This is a genomic window from Streptomyces sp. NPDC018029 (genome assembly GCF_044327655.1).
Lineage (GTDB): Bacteria > Actinomycetota > Actinomycetes > Streptomycetales > Streptomycetaceae > Streptomyces.
In genome coordinates, this window is the sequence record NZ_JBIRFV010000001.1 from 521238 (window position 1) to 545395 (window position 24158).

15 protein-coding genes are annotated in these 24158 nt (G+C 70.9%); 6 read left to right on the forward strand and 9 right to left on the reverse strand.

The genetic code is table 11. From position 1 onward, the window contains the following. Positions 1-123: 123 nt before the first annotated feature. Positions 124-4227: a HAMP domain-containing protein gene (locus ACH4D5_RS02315; RefSeq protein WP_398297682.1), complete on the forward strand. Its 4104-nt coding sequence runs from the start codon at positions 124-126 to the stop codon at positions 4225-4227. 12 nt (positions 4228-4239) lie between these two features. Beyond that, on the forward strand, positions 4240-4824 hold the full coding sequence (locus ACH4D5_RS02320) for a two-component system response regulator (protein WP_398297684.1): 585 nt from the start codon (positions 4240-4242) through the stop codon (positions 4822-4824). A 58-nt stretch (positions 4825-4882) separates the two neighbouring features. Here the strand turns inward: ACH4D5_RS02320 and ACH4D5_RS02325 are convergent, their stop codons facing one another. Further along, positions 4883-6772, reverse strand: a complete 1890-nt coding sequence (locus tag ACH4D5_RS02325; RefSeq protein WP_398297686.1) for an AMP-dependent synthetase/ligase — start codon at positions 6770-6772, stop codon at positions 4883-4885. A 294-nt stretch (positions 6773-7066) separates the two neighbouring features. Then, on the reverse strand, positions 7067-8938 hold the full coding sequence (gene lepA, locus ACH4D5_RS02330) for a translation elongation factor 4 (protein ID WP_362995725.1): 1872 nt from the start codon (positions 8936-8938) through the stop codon (positions 7067-7069). A 217-nt stretch (positions 8939-9155) separates the two neighbouring features. Here lepA and rpsT point away from each other — a divergent pair, with 217 nt between their 5' ends. Then, the gene (gene rpsT / locus ACH4D5_RS02335; protein ID WP_365355753.1) at positions 9156-9422 is read left to right on the forward strand and encodes a 30S ribosomal protein S20; all 267 of its coding nucleotides are present in this window, start codon (positions 9156-9158) and stop codon (positions 9420-9422) included. Between the two features lie 331 nt (positions 9423-9753). Here the strand turns inward: rpsT and holA are convergent, their stop codons facing one another. Then, positions 9754-10746, reverse strand: a complete 993-nt coding sequence (gene holA, locus ACH4D5_RS02340; protein WP_398297688.1) for a DNA polymerase III subunit delta — start codon at positions 10744-10746, stop codon at positions 9754-9756. 116 nt (positions 10747-10862) lie between these two features. Between holA and ACH4D5_RS02345 the strand changes: the two genes are divergently transcribed. Then, a complete protein-coding gene (locus ACH4D5_RS02345) occupies positions 10863-11108 on the forward strand; it encodes a hypothetical protein (protein ID WP_398297690.1) in 246 nt (81 codons plus the stop codon). A 17-nt stretch (positions 11109-11125) separates the two neighbouring features. On the opposite strand, the gene ACH4D5_RS02350 is transcribed toward ACH4D5_RS02345, so the two are convergent. The 6 genes from ACH4D5_RS02350 to leuS all read right to left on the reverse strand — a co-directional run bounded on the left by ACH4D5_RS02350 (position 11126) and on the right by leuS (position 21018). Further along, entirely contained in the window at positions 11126-12010 is an 885-nt protein-coding gene (locus ACH4D5_RS02350; RefSeq protein WP_398298505.1) for a YceI family protein, read from the reverse strand. Between the two features lie 259 nt (positions 12011-12269). After that, on the reverse strand, positions 12270-14918 hold the full coding sequence (locus ACH4D5_RS02355; protein ID WP_398297692.1) for a ComEC/Rec2 family competence protein: 2649 nt from the start codon (positions 14916-14918) through the stop codon (positions 12270-12272). Then, complete coding sequence (locus tag ACH4D5_RS02360; RefSeq protein WP_398297694.1) at positions 14915-16120, reverse strand: helix-hairpin-helix domain-containing protein; 1206 nt, start codon at positions 16118-16120, stop codon at positions 14915-14917. Before ACH4D5_RS02360 ends, ACH4D5_RS02355 begins: the two co-directional genes overlap by 4 nt. 162 nt (positions 16121-16282) lie before the next feature. Beyond that, positions 16283-17128 (reverse strand): DegV family protein, encoded by an 846-nt coding sequence (locus ACH4D5_RS02365; RefSeq protein ID WP_398297696.1) that lies wholly within the window; start codon positions 17126-17128, stop codon positions 16283-16285. Positions 17129-17182: 54 nt separating this feature from the next. Beyond that, the gene (locus ACH4D5_RS02370) at positions 17183-17923 is read right to left on the reverse strand and encodes a hypothetical protein (RefSeq protein ID WP_398297698.1); all 741 of its coding nucleotides are present in this window, start codon (positions 17921-17923) and stop codon (positions 17183-17185) included. A gap of 194 nt (positions 17924-18117) precedes the next feature. After that, complete coding sequence (gene leuS / locus ACH4D5_RS02375; RefSeq protein ID WP_398297700.1) at positions 18118-21018, reverse strand: leucine--tRNA ligase; 2901 nt, start codon at positions 21016-21018, stop codon at positions 18118-18120. 439 nt (positions 21019-21457) lie between these two features. Between leuS and ACH4D5_RS02380 the strand changes: the two genes are divergently transcribed. After that, on the forward strand, positions 21458-22546 hold the full coding sequence (locus ACH4D5_RS02380; protein ID WP_398297702.1) for a hypothetical protein: 1089 nt from the start codon (positions 21458-21460) through the stop codon (positions 22544-22546). Beyond that, positions 22543-24135, forward strand: coding sequence for a ferredoxin (locus tag ACH4D5_RS02385; protein ID WP_398297704.1), 1593 nt, complete (start codon positions 22543-22545; stop codon positions 24133-24135). The genes ACH4D5_RS02380 and ACH4D5_RS02385 overlap by 4 nt, the downstream gene beginning before the upstream one ends. The last annotated feature ends 23 nt before the right edge of the window (positions 24136-24158 follow it).

Here is a 24158-nt window from a genome sequence, read left to right on the forward strand (position 1 = left end):
GCCGTTATGAGTGAGAACAGTGCTATGCCTGTGTCCCCGCGAGACCGGCTTCCGGTTCCGGCGCAGATGACCGGCTCCGGCACGGAATCGGTCACCAGCCAGCTGCGTCCGCTTCTCGCTGCCATGCGCGCCGCACGGGACGGCGACTTCACCAAGGTCGCACCGGTCGGCGAGGGCATCACCGCCGAGCTGTACGCGGTCTTCAACGAAATGCTCGACCGTTCGCTCCACTTCGACGGCGAACTGGTCCGCGTGCGCCGCGAGATCATACGGCACGGCCGACTTGACGAGCGGTTCGGCGCGAGCCCCGGTCAGGGCCGTTGGGCAGCGCGGGTCTCGGAGGTCAACACCCTGCTGGACGCGCTGGTCGCGCCGGCGGCGAACGCCACCCGGGTGCTGAACGCGGTGGCGGGCGGCGATCTGACGCAGCGCGTGGACCTGCACGACGGCACCCGTGAACTGCGGGGAGACTTACGCCGTCTGGGGCGTGCCGTCAACACGATGGTCGATCAGCTGTCCCTCTTCACGGGTGAAGTCACGCGTGTCGCCCGCGAGGTGGGCACGGAGGGGCGGCTCGGCGGGCGCGCCAAGGTGCGGGGGCTCTCGGGCAGCTGGCGGGACGTGACGGAGGCCGTCAACACGATGGCGGCCCGGCTGACGGCCCAGGTGCGGGACATCGCCCTCGTCACCACGGCGGTGGCGCAGGGCGACCTGACCCGCACGGTCACCGTGGAGGCCACGGGTGAGCTCCTCGAACTGAAGCTGACCGTGAACACGATGGTGGAGCAGCTCTCCGCGTTCGCCGCCGAGGTGACGCGCGTGGCGCGCGAGGTCGGTACCGAGGGGCAGTTGGGCGGCCGCGCGCAGGCGCGAGGCGTCTCGGGCGTGTGGAAGGACCTCACCGACAACGTCAACTTCATGGCGTCGAACCTCACCTCCCAGGTCCGCAACATCGCCCAGGTCACCACCGCCGTCGCCAACGGCGACCTGAGCCAGAAGATCACCGTCGACGCCCGGGGCGAGATCCTGGAGCTGAAGTCGACGGTGAACACGATGGTCGACCAGCTGTCGGCCTTCGCCGACGAGGTCACCCGCGTCGCCCGCGAGGTCGGCACGGAGGGGAATCTGGGCGGGCGCGCCCAGGTGCGGGGCGTCTCCGGTGTCTGGAAGGACCTCACCGACAACGTCAACTTCATGGCCGACAACCTCACCTCCCAGGTGCGGAACATCGCGCTCGTGTCGACGGCCGTCGCCCAGGGCGATCTCGGCAAGAAGATCACGGTGGAGGCGAAGGGCGAGATCCTGGAGCTGAAGTCGACGATCAACACGATGGTCGACCAGCTGTCGGCCTTCGCCGACGAGGTCACCCGCGTCGCCCGCGAGGTCGGCACCGAGGGCAACCTCGGTGGTCAGGCCCAGGTACGCGGCGTATCGGGCGTGTGGAAGGACCTCACCGACAACGTCAACTTCATGGCGTCGAACCTCACCTCCCAGGTCCGCAACATCGCCCAGGTCACCACCGCCGTCGCCAACGGCGACCTCTCCAAGATGATCACGGTGACGGCGCGCGGCGAGATCCTGGAGCTGAAGGACACCGTCAACACCATGGTGGAGCAGCTGCGCGCCTTCGCCGACGAGGTCACCCGCGTCGCCCGCGAGGTCGGCACGGACGGCAGGCTCGGCGGCCGCGCGCAGGTCCTCGGCGTATCGGGCGTGTGGAAGGACCTCACCGACAACGTCAACTACATGGCGGACAACCTCACGGGCCAGGTCCGCAACATCGCGCAGGTCGCGACGGCCGTGGCCCAGGGCGACCTCTCCAAGAAGATCGACGTGGACGCGCGCGGCGAGATCCTGGAGCTGAAGACCACCATCAACACCATGGTGGACACGCTGTCCTCGTTCTCCTCCGAGGTCACGCGTGTGGCCCGCGAGGTCGGCTCCGAGGGCCAGCTGGGCGGGCAGGCCCGGGTCGAGGGCGTGTACGGCACGTGGAAGCGCCTGACGACGAACGTGAACGAGCTGGCGCTGAACCTCACCACCCAGGTCCGCGCCATCGCCGAGGTCGCCTCCGCCGTCGCCCAGGGCGACATGACCCGCGCCATCACGGTCGAGACGCGCGGCGAGGTCACCGACCTCAAGGACAACATCAACCTGATGGTGTCCAACCTCCGCGAGACCACCCGTGCGAAGGACTGGCTGGAGTCCAACCTCGCCCGTCTCGCGGGCCTGATGCAGGGCCACCGCGACCTGATGGAGGTCGCCGACCTGATCCTGCGCGAGCTGACCCCGCTGGTGAACGCGCAGTACGGCGCGTTCTTCCTCGCCGACCCGGACACCGCGGAGAGCCCGGCGCCCACCCAGGTCACCGCGAAGGGCCTCGCGTTCATCGCGGGGTACGGCGCGGCGCAGGGCTCGGTCGTCGACACCGGCGGGATGCCCGCGCAGGGCCTGGTGCGCCAGGCCGCGCTGGAGAAGAAGCGCATCCTCGTCGAGGAGGTCCCGCGGGACTACATCAAGATCCATTCGGGGCTCGGCGACGCGGCTCCCGCCACCGTCGTGATCATCCCGATCCTCTTCGAGGACAAGCTGCTCGGCGTGATCGAGCTGGCCACGTTCTCCCGCTTCTCCGACGTCCACCTGGCGTTCTTCGACCAATTCGTGAACACCATCGGCGTCGCCATCAACACCATCATCGCCAACTCCCGCACGGAGTCACTGCTTGGCGAGTCCCAGCGCCTGGCCACCCAGCTCCAGGAGCGCTCGGACGAACTCCAGCGCCAGCAGGCCGAGTTGCGCCGTTCGAACGCGGAGCTGGAGGAGAAGGCGGCGCTGCTCGCCACGAGTTCGCAGTACAAGTCGGAGTTCCTCGCGAACATGTCGCACGAGCTGCGCACCCCGCTCAACTCCCTGCTGATCCTGGCGCGGCTGCTCTCCGACAACCCCGACAACAACCTCTCCGACCAAGAGGTGCAGTTCGCGACGACCATCCACCGCTCCGGATCCGACCTGCTCCAGCTCATCAACGACATCCTCGACCTGTCGAAGATCGAGGCCGGCCGCATGGACGTGCGCCCCAAGAAGCTCCCACTCATCAAGGTCCTCGACTACGTCCACGCGACGTTCCGCCCGCTCACCCTCGACCGCGGGCTCGCCTTCGACGTGTCGGTCGGCGAGGACGTGCCGCGCGAGATGTTCTCGGACGAGCAGCGCCTCCAGCAGATCCTGCGCAACCTCCTGTCGAACGCGGTGAAGTTCACCTCGGCGGGCAGCGTCGAGCTGCGCGTCAGCCGCGTCAAGGAGACCGCCCGCGACCGGCTGGTGCACGACCACGAAGACCTGCTCTGCTTCGCCGTCAGGGACACCGGCATCGGCATCCCCGCCGAGCAGCTGCCGGTCATCTTCGAGGCGTTCCAGCAGGCCGACGGGACCACCAACCGCAAGTACGGCGGCACCGGCCTCGGCCTCTCCATCAGCCGCGAGATCGCGGGCCTGCTCGGCGGCCGCATCACCGCGGAGAGCTCCCCCGGCCAGGGTTCGACCTTCTCGCTGTACGTTCCCGTGGTGCATCCGGGCCACGGCGCGGCCGCCATCGCGTACGCGGCGACGCACACGCAGCACCTGCCGGAGCCGATGGAACAGGCCGCGCTGCGGCCGCACACCAGCCTGGAACCCGACGACAGCTGGCCCGCGCCCACCAAGCTGGAGGAGTGGAAGGAAGGGCGCCCGGGCCGCATACTGCCGGGCCGCAGGGTGCTCATCGTCGACGACGACATCCGCAACGTCTTCGCGCTCACCCACGTGCTGAGCCGCGTCGGCATGCCCGTCCTGTACGCGGAGAACGGCCGCGAGGGCATCGAGACGCTGGAGCGCAATCCGGACGTCGACATCGTCCTGATGGACATCATGATGCCGGAGATGGACGGCTACGAAACCATGGCCGCGATCCGTCGCAGTCCGCGCTGGCGGGGCCTGCCCATCGTCGCCCTCACCGCCAAGGCCATGCCCGGGGACCGCGAGAAGGCCATCGCCCAGGGCGCCACCGACTACGTACCGAAACCCGTGGACGTGGACCAGCTGCTCGGCGTCGTCTGTGCCCTCCTGGACCCCGCCGGCTCGGCCACCGCCGAGCAGCCCGCTTCCGCCGAATCCCCCGATCCAGAGACTGTCGCTCCGGAACAGACCAGCACTCGAGGAGAAGGCGCTGTTCCGCCGACAACCGAGTGAGGCACCGTGACCATGAGTGCAGAGGCCCCAACCGACAACCGCGCGAGCATCCTCCTGGTCGACGACATGGAGGACAACCTGATGGCGCTCGAAGCCGTCCTCGGATCACTGAACGAGCCGTTGGTGCGCGCCCGTTCGGGCGAGGAGGCCATGAAGGCGATTCTGAGGCAACGATTCGCCGTGATCCTGCTGGACGTCCGCATGCCCGGCATGGACGGCTTCGAGACCGCGTCGAACATCAAACGCCTCGACCAGACCAAGGACGTGCCCATCATCTTCCTGACGGGCACCGACAACGACGCCGGCTACGCCTTCCGCGGTTACGCGACGGGAGCGGCGGACTACCTCACCAAGCCGTTCGACCCCTGGGTGCTGCGCGCCAAGGTCACCGTCTTCCTCGAACTGCACCGTAAGAACAGACAGTTGGAGCGGATCCTGGCCCGCGAGCAGCGCCAGTTCGACGAGCTGGCCGCGCGGCTCTCGGCGATCGAGACCCATATGTCCGCGAGCAGCCTCAAGGACGTCCTCGAACTGCGCCGCCACGTGACGCACATGGAAGAACTGGTGCAGGAGATGCGCCGCGGCCGGGGCGTCTAGGCCGACGCCCCGGCCGCGCACGGGAGGCCCCAGGACCCCGGGCCGCGTGCCTGCGCGCTCAGGCCTCGCGCGAACCCGCGTACATCTCCTCGATCAGGTGCTTGTACTCCCGCTCGACCACCGGACGCTTCAGCTTCAGACTGGGCGTCAGCTCGCCGTGCTCGACATCGAGGTCGCGCGGCAGGAGCCGGAACTTCTTGATGGTCTGCCAGCGCTGCAGGCCTTCGTTGAGCTGCCGCACATAGCCGTCGATGAGCTCGACCGTCGCGGGAGCCGCGCACACCTCGGCGTAGGACTTGCCCTCCAGGCCGTTCTCCTTGGCCCACTCCAGGATCGCGGGCTCGTCGAGGGAGATCAGGGCGGCGCAGAAGTTGCGGTCGGCGCCGTGCACGAGAATGTTGGAGACGTACGGACACACGGCCTTGAACTGGCCCTCGACCTCGGCGGGCGCGATGTACTTGCCGCCGGAGGTTTTGATCAGGTCCTTCTTGCGGTCGGTGATCCGCAGATAGCCGTCGACGGACAGCTCGCCGATGTCCCCGGTGTGGAACCAGCCGTCGGATTCGAGGACCTCGGCGGTCTTGTCGGGGAGGCCGTGGTAGCCCTCCATGATGCCGGGGCCGCGCAGCAGGATCTCGCCGTCGTCCGCGATGCGCACCTCGGTGCCGGGCAGCGGCTTGCCGACGGTACCGGTGCGGTAGGCCTCGCCGGGGTTCACGAAGGAGGCCGCGGAGGACTCGGTCAGGCCGTACCCCTCCAGGATGTGGATGCCGGCGCCCGCGAAGAAGTAGCCGATGTCGGGCGCGAGCGCGGCCGACCCGGAGACGGCGGCGCGCAGCCGGCCGCCGAAGGCTTCGCGCAGCTTGGAGTAGACGAGGGTGTCGGCGGCCTTGTGCTTGGCGCGCAGCCCGAAGGGCACCGAGGCCGTGCCGGTCCTGCGGAAGTTGTCCTGGCTGACCTTCGCGTACTCGCGGGCCACCTCGGCGGCCCACAGGAAGATCTTGTACTTGGCGCCGCCGCCCGCGCGCGCCTTGGCCGCGACGCCGTTGTAGACCTTCTCGAAGATGCGGGGCACGGCCGCCATGTACGTCGGCTGCACGACCGGCAGATTCTCGATGATCTTGTCGACGCGGCCGTCGACCGCGGTGACGTGCCCGAGCTCGATCTGGCCCGAGGTCAGCACCTTGCCGAAGACGTGCGCGAGCGGCAGCCACAGGTACTGCACGTCGTCCGGGCCGAGGAGGCCGGTCGCGGCGATGGCCTTGGCCATGTACGACCAGTTGTCCTGCGGCAGGCGCACGCCCTTGGGGCGGCCCGTGGTGCCGGAGGTGTAGATGATCGTGGCGAGCTGATCCTTGGTGATCGCCGCGATGCGCTCCTTGATGAGCTCCGGGTTCTTCTCCAGGTGCGCGGCGCCGCGGGCCTCCAGGTCGGCGAGCGTGAGCACCCAGCCCTCGGGGTCGCCGTCGACGGGGTCCGCGCCCTTGGGGTCGAGCACCACGACGTGCCGCAGCTCGGGCAGGTCGGCCCGCTTCTCGCGGGCCTTGGCGAGCTGCGCGGCGTCCTCGGCGATCAGCACCCGGCTGCCGGAGTCGGCGAGGATGTACGCCGACTCCTCGGCGTTGGTCTGCGGATAGACGGTCGTGGTGGCCGCGCCGGCGCACATGATGGCGAGGTCGCAGAGGATCCACTCGACGCGCGTGGACGAGGCGAGGGCGACCCGGTCCTCCGACCGCAGGCCGAGCTCGACGAGCCCGGCGGCGATGGCGTGGACGCGCTCGGCGGCCTGCGCCCAGCTGAGCGACTTCCAGTCGTCGGGGCCCTCGCCGGAGGCCGCCGGGACGGGGTAGCGGTAGGCCTCGGCATCCGGCGTGGCCGCCACGCGCTCCAGGAAGAGATGCGCCACGGACGGCGGACGGTTCTCGATCAAGGTCTGTGTGTCGCTCACGACATCCTCCGGGCCCACGACGGTGCGGCGAACTGGCTGGCGGCTGCTTCTTGTATCTGCTTTTTGTGTCTGCTTCTTGGCTCTGCTTATGTCCCTGCGGCTACTTGTTTAACTTGTGAGTAACCTACGAGTGGTGATCAGAGTAGAGCTCCGGCGCGTCGCGCGTAAGGGGCAGCTGCCTGTCACTTCCTCCAGACACCCAAACGGAACGAGCAGGCCCGCCGCAACGCGCCGCGGGCCCGGTGCGTCTGCGCACCGGGCCCGCGTGGCGGCCGCTCCACCGCGGCGGGGCGACTACTTCTTGGCCTTGCCGGGGCCGCTGTCGTCGCTGGAGAGCACCGCGATGAAGGCTTCCTGCGGCACCTCGACGGAGCCGACCATCTTCATGCGCTTCTTGCCCTCCTTCTGCTTCTCCAGGAGCTTGCGCTTACGGGAGATGTCACCGCCGTAGCACTTGGCGAGGACGTCCTTGCGGATGGCGCGGATGGTCTCGCGGGCGATGACCCGGGAGCCGATCGCGGCCTGCACCGGCACCTCGAACGCCTGGCGCGGGATGAGCTCGCGCAGCTTGGCGACGAGCCGCACGCCGTACGCGTACGCCGCGTCCTTGTGCGTGACGGCGGAGAACGCGTCGACCTTGTCGCCGTGCAGCAGGATGTCGACCTTGACGAGCTGCGCGGACTGCTCGCCCGTGGGCTCGTAGTCCAGCGAGGCGTAACCACGCGTCTTGGACTTCAGCTGGTCGAAGAAGTCGAAGACGATCTCGGCGAGCGGCAGCGTGTAGCGGATCTCGACGCGGTCCTCGGAGAGGTAGTCCATGCCGAGCATGACGCCGCGCCGGTTCTGGCACAGCTCCATGATCGAGCCGATGAACTCGCTGGGCGCGAGGATCGTGGCGCGCACGACGGGCTCGTACACCTCGTCGATCTTACCCTCGGGGAATTCACTCGGGTTGGTGACCGTGTGCTCGGTGCCGTCCTCCATGATCACGCGGTAGACCACGTTCGGAGCGGTGGCGATGAGGTCGAGCCCGAACTCGCGCTCGAGCCGCTCACGGATCACGTCGAGGTGCAGCAGCCCCAGGAAACCGACGCGGAAGCCGAAGCCGAGCGCGGCGGACGTCTCCGGCTCGTACACGAGCGCGGCGTCGTTGAGCTGGAGCTTGTCCAGTGCCTCGCGCAGGTCCGGGTACTCCGAGCCGTCCAGCGGATACAGCCCCGAGAAGACCATCGGCTTCGGGTCCTTGTAGCCGCCGAGCGCCTCGGTGGCGCCCTTGTGCAGGGAGGTGATCGTGTCACCGACCTTGGACTGACGGACGTCCTTCACGCCGGTGATGATGTAGCCCACCTCACCGACGCCGATGCCGTCGGCCGAGGTCATCTCGGGGGACGACACACCGATCTCCAGCAGCTCGTGCGTGGCGCCGGTGGACATCATCCGGATCCGCTCACGCTTGTTGAGCTGGCCGTCGACGACTCGTACGTACGTCACGACGCCGCGGTAGGAGTCGTAGACCGAGTCGAAGATCATCGCGCGGGCGGGCGCGTCCGCGACGCCGACCGGCGGCGGGATCTCGGCGACGACCTTGTCGAGCAGCGCCTCGACGCCCATGCCGGTCTTCGCCGAGACCTTCAGCACGTCCGCGGGGTCGCAGCCGATGAGGTTGGCGAGCTCCTCGGAGAACTTCTCCGGCTGAGCGGCCGGCAGGTCGATCTTGTTCAGTACGGGGATGATCTTGAGGTCGTTCTCCATCGCCAGATAGAGGTTGGCGAGAGTCTGCGCCTCGATGCCCTGGGCCGCGTCGACGAGGAGGATCGTGCCCTCACAGGCCGCGAGCGAACGCGAGACCTCGTACGTGAAGTCGACGTGGCCCGGGGTGTCGATCATGTTGAGGATGTGCGTACTGCCCTGGTCCGGGCCCTCGTTCGGGGCCCAGGGCAGACGCACGGCCTGGGACTTGATCGTGATGCCGCGCTCGCGCTCGATGTCCATCCGGTCGAGGTACTGAGCACGCATCTGCCGCTGCTCGACCACCCCGGTGAGCTGGAGCATGCGGTCGGCGAGCGTGGACTTGCCGTGGTCGATGTGCGCGATGATGCAGAAATTGCGGATCAGAGCCGGGTCGGTACGGCTCGGCTCGGGCACATTGTTAGGGGTCGCGGGCACGCAGGGTCCTGTCTCTTGAGGCGCCTGTAGCCTCGGGTCGGATCTATACGTAGCTTCCATCGTCCCATGGGTGGCGCACTGCGCTCGGTTTGGGCCGGTCCGAGGGCGGCTGGTACCGTGGACAGCTGTGTCTCGTAGCCCTCTCAAGCGTCGAGGCGCGTGTCATCAAATTCATCTGCAGTACCTCTGCAGTACCTGAACCTGAAAAGGCTCTTTCGTGGCGAACATCAAGTCCCAGATCAAGCGGATCAAGACCAACGAGAAGGCGCGTCAGCGCAACAAGGCGGTCAAGTCTTCTCTGAAGACCGCGATCCGCAAGGCCCGCGAGGCCGTTGCCGCCGGTGACACCCAGAAGGCCGCCGAGCTCACGCGTGAGGCCACGCGCCAGCTCGACAAGGCCGTCTCCAAGGGCGTCATCCACAAGAACCAGGCCGCCAACAAGAAGTCGGCGCTTGCGACGAAGGCCGCGGCCCTTAAGGGCTGAAGCCCTTTCCCCGGCTAGTACGCAGTACGCCGGGGCGGTGATCAATCCTCCCGCGAGGGTAATTCGAGCCCTCTACCTCGAATCGCGGACAGACGCACGCAGTACGCCACGCTGCGCCAATGCCCCCGGACCCACTCCGGGGGCATTGCTGTGTCTGGGGGTCTATGGTCTGGGAGTAAGTCTCGTCAGGGTTGCGGGGCACGGGGCCGTGACTGGGCGCGGCTGGGCCCCGTCAGGGGCGCGGGGAACTGCGCGACCAGCCACAACGGCCCGCAGACGACAAGGCACCGCCAGCCAGGCAAGCCACCCCCGCCCAAGCCAAGCGCAGCGCTCAGCGGCGCCCGGCCCGCGCCGCCCGAGCAATCGCGACCACGGCCTTCTCCAACGCATACTCCGGATCGTCACCGCCCCCCTTGACCCCCGCGTCCGCCGCCGCAACGGCGGTAAGCGCCGCAGCCACGCCATCCGGCGTCCACCCCCGCATCTGCTGACGGACACGGTCGATCTTCCAGGGCGGCATGCCCAGCTCACGGGCGAGATCGGCGGGACGGCCACCACGCGCGGACGAAAGCTTCCCGATCGCCCGCACCCCCTGCGCAAGAGCACTCGTGATCATGACGGGAGCGACCCCGGTCGCAAGGGACCAGCGCAACGCTTCGAGCGCCTCGGCGGCCCGCCCCTCGACGGCCCGGTCGGCGACCGTGAAGCTGGAGGCCTCCGCACGGCCCGTGTAGTACCGCCCGACGACCGCTTCGTCGATCGTGCCCTCGACGTCCGCCGCCAGCTGGGAGACCGCCGAGGCGAGCTCCCGCAGATCGCTGCCGATCGAGTCGACGAGCGCCTGGCACGCCTCCGAGGTCGCCGAACGCCCCAGGGTCCGGAATTCGCTCCGCACGAACGACAGCCGGTCCGCGGGCTTGGTCATCTTGGGGCAGGCGACCTCGCGCGCACCCGCCTTGCGCGCGGCGTCGAGCATGCCCTTGCCCTTCGCACCGCCCGCGTGCAGCAGGACGAGGGTGATCTCCTCGACGGGCGACGCCAGATACGCCTTGACGTCCTTGATCGTGTCCGCCGACAGATCCTGCGCGTTCCGCACGACGACGACCTTGCGCTCGGCGAAGAGCGACGGGCTGGTCAGCTCGGCGAGGGTGCCGGGCTGCAGCTGGTCGGAGGTGAGGTCGCGCACATCCGTGTCCGCGTCGGCCGCGCGGGCGGCCGCGACGACCTGCTGCACGGCGCGGTCGAGGAGCAGCTCCTCCTGTCCCACGGCGAGCGTGAGGGGAGCGAGCGGGTCCGACGCTGCGGTATCTGTCTTCCTGGCCATCGCGGTCAAGCATCCCACGCGGCACTGACACCCCGCCCCGAGCCGCCCGACCTGAGCCGCCCGTTCTGAGCCCGCCCCGTCCCGACCCCGCCCGGCCCTTGTCGGAGAATGGTCCGGTGACCGACGTACGACATGTCCTGGTGCTGCCCGACCGCGATGCCGCGGAGACGGTGGCCGAAGAGCTCCCCGACCGTTTCGGCGTGACCGAGGAACCCCAGCTCGTCCGCGACGCCCTCGCCGGCGAGGACGACGCCGAGGACGCCCAGTGGCTGGTGGTCGTCGAGGACCCCGCGGCCCGTCTCGACCCCGCGGCCCTCGACGAACTGGCCGCCGAGCACGAGGGCTGGCTGGAGGCCCCGTAGGTCCCCGTAGGGAAAGGTCAGCCGGTCTTGGGGATGACCTGGATGTCGAGGTCGATCGTGATGCTGTGCCCGACGGCGGCGATACCGCGAGCGAGCATCGTCTGCCAGCTGATCGTGAAGTCGTCGCGGTGCAGTTCGGTGGTGGCGCGGCAGGCGACGCGGGTCTCGCCTTCGAGGCCCTTGCCGATGCCGAGGTACTCCGTGTCGAGCGTCACCGTACGCGTCACGCCGTGCAGCGTCAGGCCGCCGGATATCGCCCAGCGGCTGCCGCCCTTGTGGACGAAGCGGTCGCTGTAGAACTCCATCGTCGGGTAGCGCGCCACGTCCAGGAAGTCACCGGACCGCAGATGGTCGTCGCGCATCGTGACCGCGGTGTCGATGGAGGCCGCGTCGATGACGACATGCATCGCGGACTCCTCCATCCGCTCGCCCAGCCTGATCGCACCCGCGAAGCTGTTGAACCGGCCGCGAATGCGGGCGAGCCCGATGTGCCGCGCGGTGAAGGCCACCGAGGAGTGCAGCGGGTCGATCTCCCAGTCGCCGGGCTCGGGGAGCGCCGGGGGCGGGGCGACCTGGAGCGTGACATCGCCGAGCGAGGCGTGCGCGTCCTCCGCGACCGTGGCGCTCGCCCGGTACGGAGTGAACCCCTCCGCCGAGACCGCGAGACGGTAGTCCCCGGCCGGAACAGCGGTGACGAACGATCCGAAGGGGTCAGTGCCCCCACTGACGACCTTGCGGCCCATGGCGTCGCTGACAGCGAACTCCGCGTTCCGCACGGGCTCGTTGACCGGGTCGAGCACCCGGCAGCTGAGCACCCCCGCGCTCGACGGAACCGTGAGCGCCGACAACGGTCTCGTCCGTCCGGCCCGATTCGTACGGTTTCCCAGCCAACGGCCGAACACGCGCGACACACCCCCGCCTTGCTTGACAACACCACAACACCTGCAAACTGCAACGAAGAGGCATTCGATCACCGTTGCGGCTTTCGATGCAACACGGACCCAGATCACGGGAATGCTGCCGATGCGCAGCGAAGTGTCGCGACTGGCCCGAATTGGCCCACCCTCCTCCACATCGTGCCTGCTCACGACGGGTTCCCCGCGGTAGCCCCATGCGGGCGAGAGCAATCGTTGGCGGGGCGCGGAGGTGGCTCGGCCCAGCTCAAGGCGACCGGGTGACCACTTCGAGCCGTGGTGCCGCCGACCGGGAGCCCGACCCCACCACCGCGATCGCCCCCTGCGTGTCCGTACGCATCACCTGCGCTCCCCCGGCCCGCAGCGCCGCCAGCGTGACCGGCGACGGATGTCCGTACGAGTTGTCGGCGCCGCAGGAGATGAGGGCCAGCCGCGGTGCCGCCCTGCGCAGGAGCTCCGGGTCCTGGTGGGCGGAGCCGTGATGGGCGACCTTGAGCACATCCACGGAGGCGAGCGACGCGGCGGCAGGGGTGCGCAGCAGGGCTCGCTGGGCGGGCGGCTCCAGATCCCCGAGGAGCAGCAAGGTCAGCCCTCCCGTCCGCACGAGCAGGGTGACACTCGCGTCGTTCGGCCCCTCGGGTCGCGGCACCGGTCCCGCCGTGGGCCACAGCACCTGCCAGTCCAAGGGGCCCGCCCGGCGCCGCTCCCCCGCCACGGCCGGGACCACCGGAACGCGTGCCGCCGCGGCCTGCTCCCGTACGAACGCGGCCTGCTCGGGCGGTTCCTGGAACCCCGTCGTCTGGACCTCTCCCACCGCTCGCCCTCGCAGCACCCCCGGCAGGCCCGCGACATGGTCGGCGTGGAAGTGCGTGAGCAGGACGAGCGGCACGCGCGTGATCCCGAGCGAACGCAGACAGCGGTCGACGGCCACCGGGTCGGGCCCCGCATCGACCACCACCCCCGCGCCGTCGCCCGCCGCGAGCACCATGGCATCGCCCTGCCCGACATCACACATCGCCATGCGCCATCCCGGTGGCGGCCAGCCCGCGATCACCCGGGTGACGGGCGGAGGCTGGACGATCACGAGGAAGAGAAGCGCGGCACAGGCCGTAATGAGCCAGGGGTGCCGCACGATCCTGCGTCCCACCAGGGCGAGGACCATGGTGGCCACCGCGAGCAGGAGTCCGCCGCGCCAGCCGCCCGGCCAGTCGACCCCGCTCCCGGGGAGCGCCGCCCCGGTGCGGGCGATTCCCGCGATCCACTCGGTGGGCCAACTCGCAACCCAGGCCAGCGCCTTGGCGACGGGCATCGCGACCGGCGCCGCCGCCAGCGCCGCGAAGCCGAGCACGGTGGCGGGCGCGACCGCGAACTCCGCGAGGAGGTTGCACGGCACCGCGACCAGGCTCACCCGGGCCGCGAGGACGGCGACGACGGGCGCGCACACCGCCTGCGCAGCGGCCGCGGCGGCCAACGCCTCGGCGAACCGCGGCGGGACCCCTCGGCCGCGCAATGCGGCCCCCCAGCGCGGCGCGAGGGTGAGCAGGGCGCCGGTGGCCAGGACGGAGAGCAGGAACCCATAACTCCGGGCCAGCCAGGGGTCGTACAGGACGAGCAGCAGAACCGCCGCGGCGAGCGCGGGAATGAGGGACCTGCGTCGCCCGGTGGCGATGGCGAGGAGCGCGATCAGTCCGCACGCCGCGGCCCGCAGCACGCTCGGGTCCGGCCGGCAGACGATGACGAATCCGAGGGTGAGCCCCCCGCCGAGCACCGCCGTCGTCCGCAACGGAATGCCCAGCTTCGGTGCCAGACCGCGCCGCTCGACCCGCTGGGCGGTGCCCTGCGGCCCGATGAGCAGGACCAGGACGATCGTGAGGTTCGCACCGCTGACGGCGAGCAGGTGCGTGAGGTCGGTCGTCCGGAAGGCCTGGTCCAGCTCGGCCGGCACCCGTGACGTGTCCCCGATGACGAGCCCGGGGAGCAGTGCGCGGGCGTCGGCCGGCAGACCGTCCGTGGCCTCGCGCAGCCCGCCCCGCAGCTGCCCCGCCAGCCGCTGCGCACCGGACGGCGCCCCGACCACCCGCGGCGCCCGCTCCCCCGACACCCGCAGCACCGCAGCAACGCGCTCCCCCTTCGACAAGGGCGGCGCCAGCCGTGCCTGCACACGCACCCGTGTCGACGGCAACAACGCGAGCCAACCTCCCTCGGGACCGCCTCCTCGCTCCCCGGCCACGTCACCGGGACCGGCACCCCACCCCACCATCTCGCCGCCGCCACCGGAGCCCGCTCCCCGCTGCGCGGCCACGCCACCCCTGCCCACGCTCCTCGCGGAGTCCGGGCTCCCCGTCCGCACGACGACCAGGACCGGCGTGCGCGTCGCGGTCGATGTCCCGTCCGCCTCCCTGACCCGCACGACCTCGGCGTCCAGGACGACCGCGGGCGGCATCGTGTGCGCACGCGCGACGGGAGGCCGGGAGCGCCGGGGGTCGGACGTGACCTTCAACTCCGCGTCGACTTCCGCGTATTCAGCGGCCAGTCCGGGGACTGGGCCACGGCGCAGGTCCGCGCCGTGCAGAGCCGCGGAGACCGTCGCCCCGGCGGTGCAGAGCAGAACCGCGGCCACCGAGAGCCTTCCCCACTGCCGCCGCCGCGTCCGCTCCCGACGCCCCACGGACTGCCGCCGCCCCAGCGTCCACGTCACCATCAGCGCTCCGGCGACGAGCACGCAGACCGCCACCGTGGTGACCGCCCACCGCGTCGGGGCGTCCAGCATCAGTGCCGCCGTCCCCCATGCGGCCAGTGCGGGCGGCACCAGCCGGAGGTCGGCCGGGCCTTCCTGCCGGGGGTTCGAGGCACCAAGCCGGTGACCCGACGCGAGGTGAACTGCCGGGCGCGTCATGGCCGTACGAGATCCTGGAGATCGGCGAAGCGCCGGTCACCGATGCCGTTGACCTCGCGGAGCTCTTCGACGGAGCGGAAACCGCCGTGCTCCGCGCGGTAGTCGAGGATGTGCTGCGCCAACACGGGTCCGACGCCGGGAAGTTGGTCGAGCTGCTCGGCGGTCGCCGTGTTCAGACCGATCGGGGCGGTGGCGGGCACCCCGCCCACTCCTGCCGCTCCCGTCGTCGCTGCCGCTCCCCCCGCGCCTGCCGCTGCTCCTGTGCCCGCACCCGGCGCGCCCGCTGTGGCGGCTCCTCCCACCACCACCTGTTCACCGTCCATGAGAAACCGCGCCCGGTTGAGACCGTCCGTCTTGGTGCCGGGCCTGACCCCGCCGGCGGCCCGCAGGGCGTCGGCCACCCGGGACCCGGCGGGCAGCCGATGCACCCCGGGGCGGCGGACCTTCCCGCTGACGTCCACGACGATCACGCCCGCGGCGCCACCGGCGGCCGTCGCACCACCCGGGCCACCCGGGCCGCCCGCACCGCCCCCGCTCCCCGAGGCCCGTCCCGCCTGCGCCGGAGGGCCCGGCGACGGAGCCGGTTCCGCGCCCCGGTCAGCGGCGGCGCCCGCCGCACGCACCACTTCGGGCGGCCGCACGGGCTGGGTCCGCCCCGACCAGAAGTGCTGCACTGCGAACACCGCCGCGACGGCGAGGACCACGACGAGAGCGACCACGCTGCGCCGCTCCAGACCGCACCGCGACTGCAGCCACACGGGCAGCCGCTCCCGCAGGGCGAGCCCCATCCGCTCACGCCGCGAGGGCCCCGGCCTGGCCTCCCCACCCGGGTCAGGTGGCTCCCCCACCTTCGCCCCCACCTCCGCCTCCGCCTCCCGTGCCCACCCCGGCGCGGGCACGGACGCACGCGGTACCGATCCGGCCCCGACCGGAGCCCCGCCCACCAACTCGGCGTCGGCAGCCGCCACGTCCAGCCGCGGAGACCCCGACAGTCGCGAGGGCGACTGCGGCTCGGCAAAGAGGCTTTCCGCCCGCAGCCGGACCGCCTCCGCAGAGGCGGCCGGGGAGGCGGCCGAGGCTCGTCTGCGGCGGGCCCGCTCACGGGCCTGGCGGTGGTTCGCCCGGCCGTCGGACGCGGGAGCGCGGCCGGGGCCGCTCGTCGCGGAAGCTGTCCTGGAACTGGAAAGTGATCGAATCGCCATGCCGACGACGTTAGGCACAGCGGCAGAAAGCTGTTGATCTTGCTCAAATTCCGTGGATTACTCGGCAGTTGTGGATAACTCCGTCACCCACACGAGGGAGCTCAAGCAAGAGAGCCCAAAGGGAGGGAGTTCAAGCGGGAGAGCCCAAGGCTGAACGGCGCCTCATCGAGGCGAGACCACTGCTCCCAGCAACCCCGGCCCAGTGTGCGCCCCGATCACCGCGCCGACCTCGCTGACGTGCAGCTCCGCGAGGCCCGGCACCCGCTCCCTGAGCCGCTCGGCGAGCACCGAAGCCCGTTCCTGCGCCGCCAGATGATGCACCGCGATGTCGACCCGGCCGCTGCCCGCGCGCTCGACCACGATCTCCTCAAGGCGGGCGATCGCCTTTGACGCCGTCCGCACCTTCTCCAGCATGTCGATGCGGCCGCCGTCCAGCTTCAGCAGCGGCTTGACGGCGAGCGCGGAGCCCAGCAACGCCTGTGCGGCGCCGATGCGGCCGCCCCTGCGCAGATAGTCGAGGGTGTCGACGTAGAAGTACGCGGACGTGCCGGCGGCCCGCTTCTCCGCGGCCGCCACCGCCTCCTCCACCGAGTCGCCCGCCTCCACGGCCTGCGCCGCCGACAGGGCGCAGAAGCCGAGAGCCATCGCGACCATGCCGGTGTCCACCACCCGCACCGGCACGGGCGCTTCCTGCGCGGCGAGGACCGCGGCGTCGTACGTCCCGGAGAACTCGGCGGACAGGTGCAGCGAGATGATGGCCGTGGCGCCCGCCTCGGCCGCCTTCCGGTACGTCTCGGCGAAGAGCTGGGGGCTGGGCCGGGAGGTCGTCACCGGCTTCCGCTTCTGCAGCGCCAGGGCGAGCGAGCGGGCCGAGATCTCGGTTCCCTCCTCCAGCGCCTGGTCCCCGAGGACCACGGTCAGGGGCACCGCGGTGATGCCGTGCCGGTCCATCGTCGGCTGCGGCAGGTAGGCCGTTGAATCCGTGACGATCGCGACATGGCGGGACATGAGCTGGAGATTACCTGTCTGCGCCGCCGGGTGGCAGCCCGGCCCCCGCGCACCTCAGGTCGTGCTCTCCGGCTTGGTCTTCTTCTCCCACGGATACGCCGGCCTGGCGGTGGGCGGGGTGATCGCGGGCCGCGTCTGCTCCCGGTCCGTCTGCCGGGTGGACCCGGACGGCTCGGACCAGGCCTGTTCGGCGTCCTTGTCGGTGTCCGCCGCGGGCTCGGGCCAGGCGGCGGGAGCCTCGGCGGGCGGCGGCTCCGTCGTCCAGTGCCGCAGGGCGCCCGCCTCCATGTCGATCTGTGAGCTCAGCGAGTCCAGGTCGTCATTGGCGAACCGGCGGGCCCGGTCGCGCGCCGACCAGCGCAGGGAGTCGGCGGCCTTCTTGATCTGCTCCGTGCGTTCCCGCATCTCGGGGAGCCGCTCGGCCAAGGCGGCCTTGTCCGGGTCTCGCTCCAGGCGCCTGAGGTCGTCGTCAAGCTCGTGTCCGTGGACGCTGAGCCGGTCGAAGAGCTGCAGGGTCTCCTTCAGCGACGCGTCGTCGGCGGCGCCCGCCTGCAGGACGTCCTGTGTGGCGCGCATGGAGGTGCGCAAGGAGAGGCGCAGCTGCGCCAGTTCGGCGGCGGGGCCGACCGCGAAGCTCTTCGCCCGCAGCGTGGTGTCCTCCACCGTCCGGCGGGCCTCCTGGATGGTGCGGTCCACGCCCCGCTTGGCCGCCCGGGCGGCCTTCACCGTCAGATAGACGCCCAGCACCAAGAACAGCACGAAAAGCAGCGCCACGATCGCGCCCACGGCTTCCATGACGCTCCTCTCCGCATCCGGTCCAGTCCAGTCCAGTCCAGTCCAGCGTGCGCCGGCGAAGTCCGCTTCAGCGACTCCTCCACCGTAAACGCAGAAGGCAGGTCGGAGGTTCCAGCGGAACCCCCAACCTGCCCGTAAGGGAAGACCCCTATGCCGCCCGGCGCGTGCCGTTACGCACCGCCCGGCGCATGCCGTTACGCGGGAACGATGTTCACCAGCTTCGGCGCCCGCACGATGACCTTGCGGATGCCCGCACCGTCCAGCGCGGCCACGACCCTCTCGTCGGCCAGCGCCACCTTCTCCAGCTCCGCGTCGGAGATCGACGGGGAGACCTCCAGGCGCGCCTTGACCTTGCCCTTGATCTGCACGACGCAGGTCACGGACTCGTCCACGACGTACGCCGGGTCGGCGACCGGGAAGTCCTGGTGGACGACCGAGTCGGTGTGGCCCAGCTTGCGCCACAGCTCCTCGGCGATGTGCGGGGCCAGCGGCGCGATCAGCAGCACCAGGCGCTCCGCGACGGACTTCGGTACCGTGCCGCCCACCTTCGTCAGGTGGTTGTTCAGCTCGGTGATCTTGGCGATGGCGGTGTTGAACCGCATGCCGTCCAGGTCCTGGCGGACGCCGTCGATGGCCTTGTGCAGGGCGCGCAGGGTGGCCTCGTCGATGTCGGCCTCGGCGACGTCCGCGACGGTGACCTCACCGGTCGACTCGTCGACGATCAGGCGCCACAGCCGCTGCAGCAGACGGTACTGGCCGACGACCGCGCGCGTGTCCCAGGGACGCGACACGTCCAGGGGGCCCATCGCCATCTCGTACAGGCGCAGGGTGTCCGCGCCGTACTCGTCGCAGATCTCGTCCGGCGTGACCGCGTTCTTCAGGGACTTGCCCATCTTGCCCAGCTCGCGCTTGACCGGCTCGCCCTCGAAGAAGAACTTGCCGTCGCGCTCCTCGACCTCGGCGGCCGGCACCGGGAAGCCGCGGCTGTCCCGGTAGACGTAGGCCTGGATCATGCCCTGGTTGTACAGCTTGTGGAACGGCTCGGCGGACGAGATGTGGCCCAGGTCGAACAGGACCTTCGACCAGAAGCGCGCGTACAGCAGGTGCAGCACGGCGTGCTCGGCGCCGCCCACGTACAGGTCGACGCCGCCGGTCGGCTGCCCCTCGCGCGGGCCCATCCAGTACTGCTCGACGGCGGGGTCGACCAGCTGCTGGTCGTTGCGCGGGTCCAGGTAGCGCAGCTCGTACCAGCAGGAACCGGCCCAGTTGGGCATGGTGTTGGTCTCGCGGCGGTACTGCTTGGGGCCGTCGCCCAGGTCCAGGGTGACGTTGACCCAGTCCTCGTTGCGGGACAGCGGCGTCTCCGGAGAGGTGTCCGCGTCGTCCGGGTCGAAGGTGCGCGGGGAGTAGTCGTCGACCTCCGGCAGCTCCAGGGGCAGCATCGACTCGGGCAGCGAGTGGGCGATGCCGTCCTCGTCGTAGACGATCGGGAAGGGCTCGCCCCAGTAGCGCTGGCGGCTGAACAGCCAGTCGCGCAGGCGGAAGTTGACGGTGCCCTCGCCGATGCCGCGGGTGGCCAGCCAGCCGGTGATGCGGGCCTTGGCGCTCGCCACGTCCAGGCCGTCCAGGGAGATCTCCTGGTTCGACGAGTTGATCAGCTTCGCCTCGTACGAGGAGAAGGCGTCGTCCCACGTGCGGGTGTCGGTGCCCCGGTCGTCGGACGGCTCGACCACGCAGCGCATCGGCAGGTTGAAGGCGCGCGCGAAGGCGAAGTCGCGGCTGTCGTGCGCCGGGACGGCCATGATCGCGCCGGTGCCGTAGCCCATCAGGACGTAGTCGGCGATGAAGACGGGGACCTGCTCGCCACTGACCGGGTTGGTGGCGTAGACGCCGGTGAAGACGCCGGTCTTCTCCTTGGCGTCGGCCTGGCGCTCCACGTCGGACTTCGACGCGGCGAAGGCGCGGTACTTGGCGACGGCCTCGGCGGGCGTGGCGTGTCCACCGGTCCACGTCTCGTGGGTGCCCTCGGGCCAGGCCGCGGGGACGACCTTGTCGACCAGGTCGTGCTCGGGCGCCAGGACCATGTAGGTCGCGCCGAACAGGGTGTCCTGGCGGGTGGTGAAGACGGTGATCGCGTCGCCTTCGGTGCCCACGGGGAAGTTCACGCGGGCGCCTTCGGAGCGGCCGATCCAGTTGCGCTGCTGCAGCTTGATGGCGTCGGGCCAGTCCAGCGCGTCCAGGTCGTCCAGCAGGCGGTCGGCGTACGCGGTGATGCGCATGTTCCACTGGCGCAGCTTGGCCTTGAAGACGGGGAAGTTGCCGCGCTCGGAGCGGCCGTCGGCGGTGACTTCCTCGTTGGCCAGGACGGTGCCCAGGCCCGGGCACCAGTTGACGGGCGCGTCGGAGGCGTAGGCCAGGCGGTACTGGCTCAGCACGTCGGCGCGCTCGGCGGCGTCCAGTTCGCTCCACGCGCGCGTGGTGCCCGGTACGGCGCGGTCACCGCTGTCGAACTGCGCGACCAGGTCGGCGATCGGCCGCGCCTTCTCGGCGTCGGCGTCGTACCAGGAGTTGAAGATCTGGACGAAGATCCACTGGGTCCACTTGTAGTACTCGGGGTCGATCGTCGCGAACGAGCGCCGCTTGTCGTGGCCCAGGCCCAGTGCGCGCAGCTGGGCCTTCATGTTCTCGATGTTGGCCTCGGTGGAGACGCGCGGGTGGGTGCCCGTCTGCACGGCGTACTGCTCGGCGGGCAGGCCGAAGGCGTCGAAGCCCAGGGTGTGCAGGACGTTGTGTCCGGTCATGCGCTGGAAGCGCGCGAAGACGTCCGTGGCGATGTAGCCCAGCGGGTGGCCGACGTGCAGGCCCGCTCCGGAGGGGTACGGGAACATGTCCATGATGAACTTCTTGGGCTTGCCGACCAGCGCGGTCTCGGCCTCGTCGCGCGCGGCCATGTCACCGCTCGGGTTCGGCGCCTCGTAGGTGCCGTCGGCGTCCCAGAAGTCCTGCCAGCGTGCCTCGATCTCGGCGGCCAGAGCGGCCGTATAGCGGTGCGGCGCGGCCACCTCGGAGGCGGCAGCAGAATTCGTCTCGCTCATGATCCTCAAAGCTCCATCGATCGTCTCTGCCCACGGAATCGGCCTGCTGGGCCAAATAAAAATGCCCCTCGCACAGGAGGGGACGCCGCGCCGATTCCGACCGCGATCACCGGCGGTCGGGACTGATCAGCGCGGCCCGCTAAGCAGAAGGCGTACGGCACGCATGGCGTCAGGGTACCGCAGCCCTCCCGCGCCCCGCGACGAGCTTCCGCCCACGCCGCCCGGGCGGCCTGAGAACCGGTCGATTCCCGAGCGGCACCCTGCCGGCCCCGGCCGATCCCCAACCATTGGCCATGGGTTACTCCGCGTACCGCCCACTATCGGGGCAACACCAAGATCGTGTCGCACTTTGATAACAACGCAATAACTCAAATCCCGTACCCACCGGTATGGAGCGACTTAGCATGCGGCGGGACCGAACCATTTCGGAGCCGCCCCCATGAACCCTCTGCACCTCCACCGCAAGAGTGCTCTGCTCGGTACCGGAGCCCTGCTGCTGATACCCCTGCTCGTCCTCGCGGGCAGCGACGGCTTACGGGCCGCGATCGACTTCACCACCGGCGTCCTCTCCCTGGTCTGCCTGACCGCCGCCGTCGTCTGGGGCCTGGTCGCCACGGACCGCCTGTTCCTGCATCCGCGCCAGCGCCTGCTCGCCCAGGCCGTGCACCGCACCACCGCGATCGCCTCCGTCGGCTTCCTGCTGCTGCACGGCACCGTCAAGGTGGCACTCGACCACGTGTCGCTGTTCGGCGCCCTCATGCCGTTCGGGCTCGGCGTCTCCGGCAGCGCCGGACTCATCGGCCTCGGCTCGCTCGCGGGCATCCTCATGATCGCCACAGCCGTCACCGGCGCCCTGCGCAGCGCCTTCGCCTCTCCCGCGCGGATCGCATCGCGCTGGCGGTCGCTGCACATGCTGGCCTATCCCGCCTGGTGTGCGGGGCTGATCCACGGCCTGTACGCGGGCCGCCCGCCAGCGGGGTGGGTGATCGCGCTGTACGCCCTGTGCCTGGTCGGGGTCGCCGGTGCCGTCGCGCTGCGTGCGGCCCCACGCCCGGTCAAGCGGAAGGTCGCCGCCCGGATCCTCGCCCTGCTCGAACCGGACCGCGACGCCGCACCACGGTCAAAACGCGACACCGCCCTCCGGGCCGAGCCGCCCGCGCGGGACACCGCCTCCACCCCGCTGCCCGGCACCACCGCCCCCACCCCCTCTCCGGAGCCGGTCGCCGGCATCTCGGCGGCCTACCGCGCGCTGACCCCGAACGCTCCCCCGCACCCCACCGTCCCACCACCCCGCGCCGACCCCACAGGCCGCTGGCCGGCGCCCTGCCCGCCACCACCCGCCGAGTCGCCCTACATCGCGCCCCCGCCCACGTACGACACCACCCCTCAGCCCGTCTACGACCCCTCGTACGACGCGCCCCTCGACCCCGCGTACGACAGTGGCCCCGCCACCGAACCGCTGCCCCGGCCCTTTCAGGCCCCCGGCGCGGGCGAGCCCTGGAACGCCGCCACCGGAGGCCACCCGTGAACGCCCCGCTGCCTGATGTCCCGGAAGTCCGCGTCGTCGGCCTGCCCCTGCTCACCTCCGGCTTCGACCTGGTCGAACGCCTCGACCTCGCCATGCACCTGAAGGTCCACGGCCCTCTGGAACCCATGGCGGGCGAACCCCTCGCCCGCCTCGCCGAGCAGATCGCGCTGCGCGGCAGGGGCGGCGCGGGCTTCCCCTTCGCCCAGAAGCTGCGGGCCGTCGCCGACGCGGCGATACGCCGCGGCGTACGCCCCGTGGTCGTCGTCAACGGCAGCGAGGACGAGCCCGCCTGCCGCAAGGACACCGTCCTGATCAACCGCGCCCCGCACCTCATCCTGGACGGCGCCCTGCTCGCCGCCGAGGCCCTGGGAGCCCGCACGCTGGTCGTCGGCGTGACCCGCGACTCCACCGAGAACTCCATGCGCACCGCGCTGGCCGAGCGCGGCCTCGGCAACCGGCGCGGGCCCGCCCTCCGCGCGCGCGTGCAGCGCAATCCTGTACGCATGGTCACCGGAGAGTCCTCCGCGCTCGTCCGCTCGGCGGACGGCGGACCTCCCCTGCCACCGGGCCGCAAGATGCGGACGGCCGACTCCGGAGTGGGCGGCGCCCCCACCCTGCTCTCCAACGCGGAGACCTTCGCGCAGCTCGCCGTCGCCGCCCGGGCCGGCGCCGACCGCTACTGCCGCACCGGCCTGCGCGACGAGCCGGGCACGGTCCTGTTGACCCTCTCCGGAGCGGTCGCACGGCCGATGGTCGTCGAGGTCCCCACGGGAGTGCCCTTGCGGTACGTCCTCGAACTCGCCGGCGCGCCCGCGCTCCCGCAGGGCGTGCTGACGGGCGGCTATCACGGCAAGTGGCTCGACGGCATGACGGCACACGACGCGGTCGTCTCACGCGCCTCCTTGGACGCCTGCGGGGGCGCGCTCGGCGCGGGCGCGATCCTGCCGATCGGCGCGGGCACCTGCCCGCTCGGGGAGTCGCTGCGGGTCGCGCACTGGCTGGCCGCCGAGAGCTCGGGGCAGTGCGGCCCCTGCTACCTCGGACTCCCCGCGGCGGCCCGCGGCCTCGCCGACGTCCTCCAGGGCGGCGGGCCGACCGCTCTCGAAGCGCTGCGCGAGGTGACCCGGGCCGTGAAGCGGCGCGGCGCGTGCAAGCACCCGGACGGCTCGGCGGCCTTCCTGGAGTCGTCGATCTCGGCGTTCACGGACGACCTCGCGGCCCACGTCCTGGGCGGCGGCTGCGGCCGCCCCGTCGAGGGAGTCCTGCCCCTCCAGGCGGACGCGCCCCGGGCGGAGACGCCCAGTGGCCGCAAGCTCGCCGTCGACTGGACGCTCTGCCAGGGCCACGGGCTGTGCGCGGACATCGTGCCCGAACTCATCCAACTGGGCCCGGACGGCTTCCCCTCGGTGGCGGAGGCGTCCGTACCGCGCTACTCCGAAGCACGCGCCACCCGCGCGGTGCGCCGCTGTCCCGCGCTCGCCCTGCGCATCGAGGAGGCCCCGAAGACGGCCCTTCCCGCACCCCGGACGCTGCCGGCCGTGCTCCCGCCGGGCCGGGGCCGCCGCGCACTCGGCAGCGGCAGACAGTAGCGACGGCAAGAAGGGTGTGACAA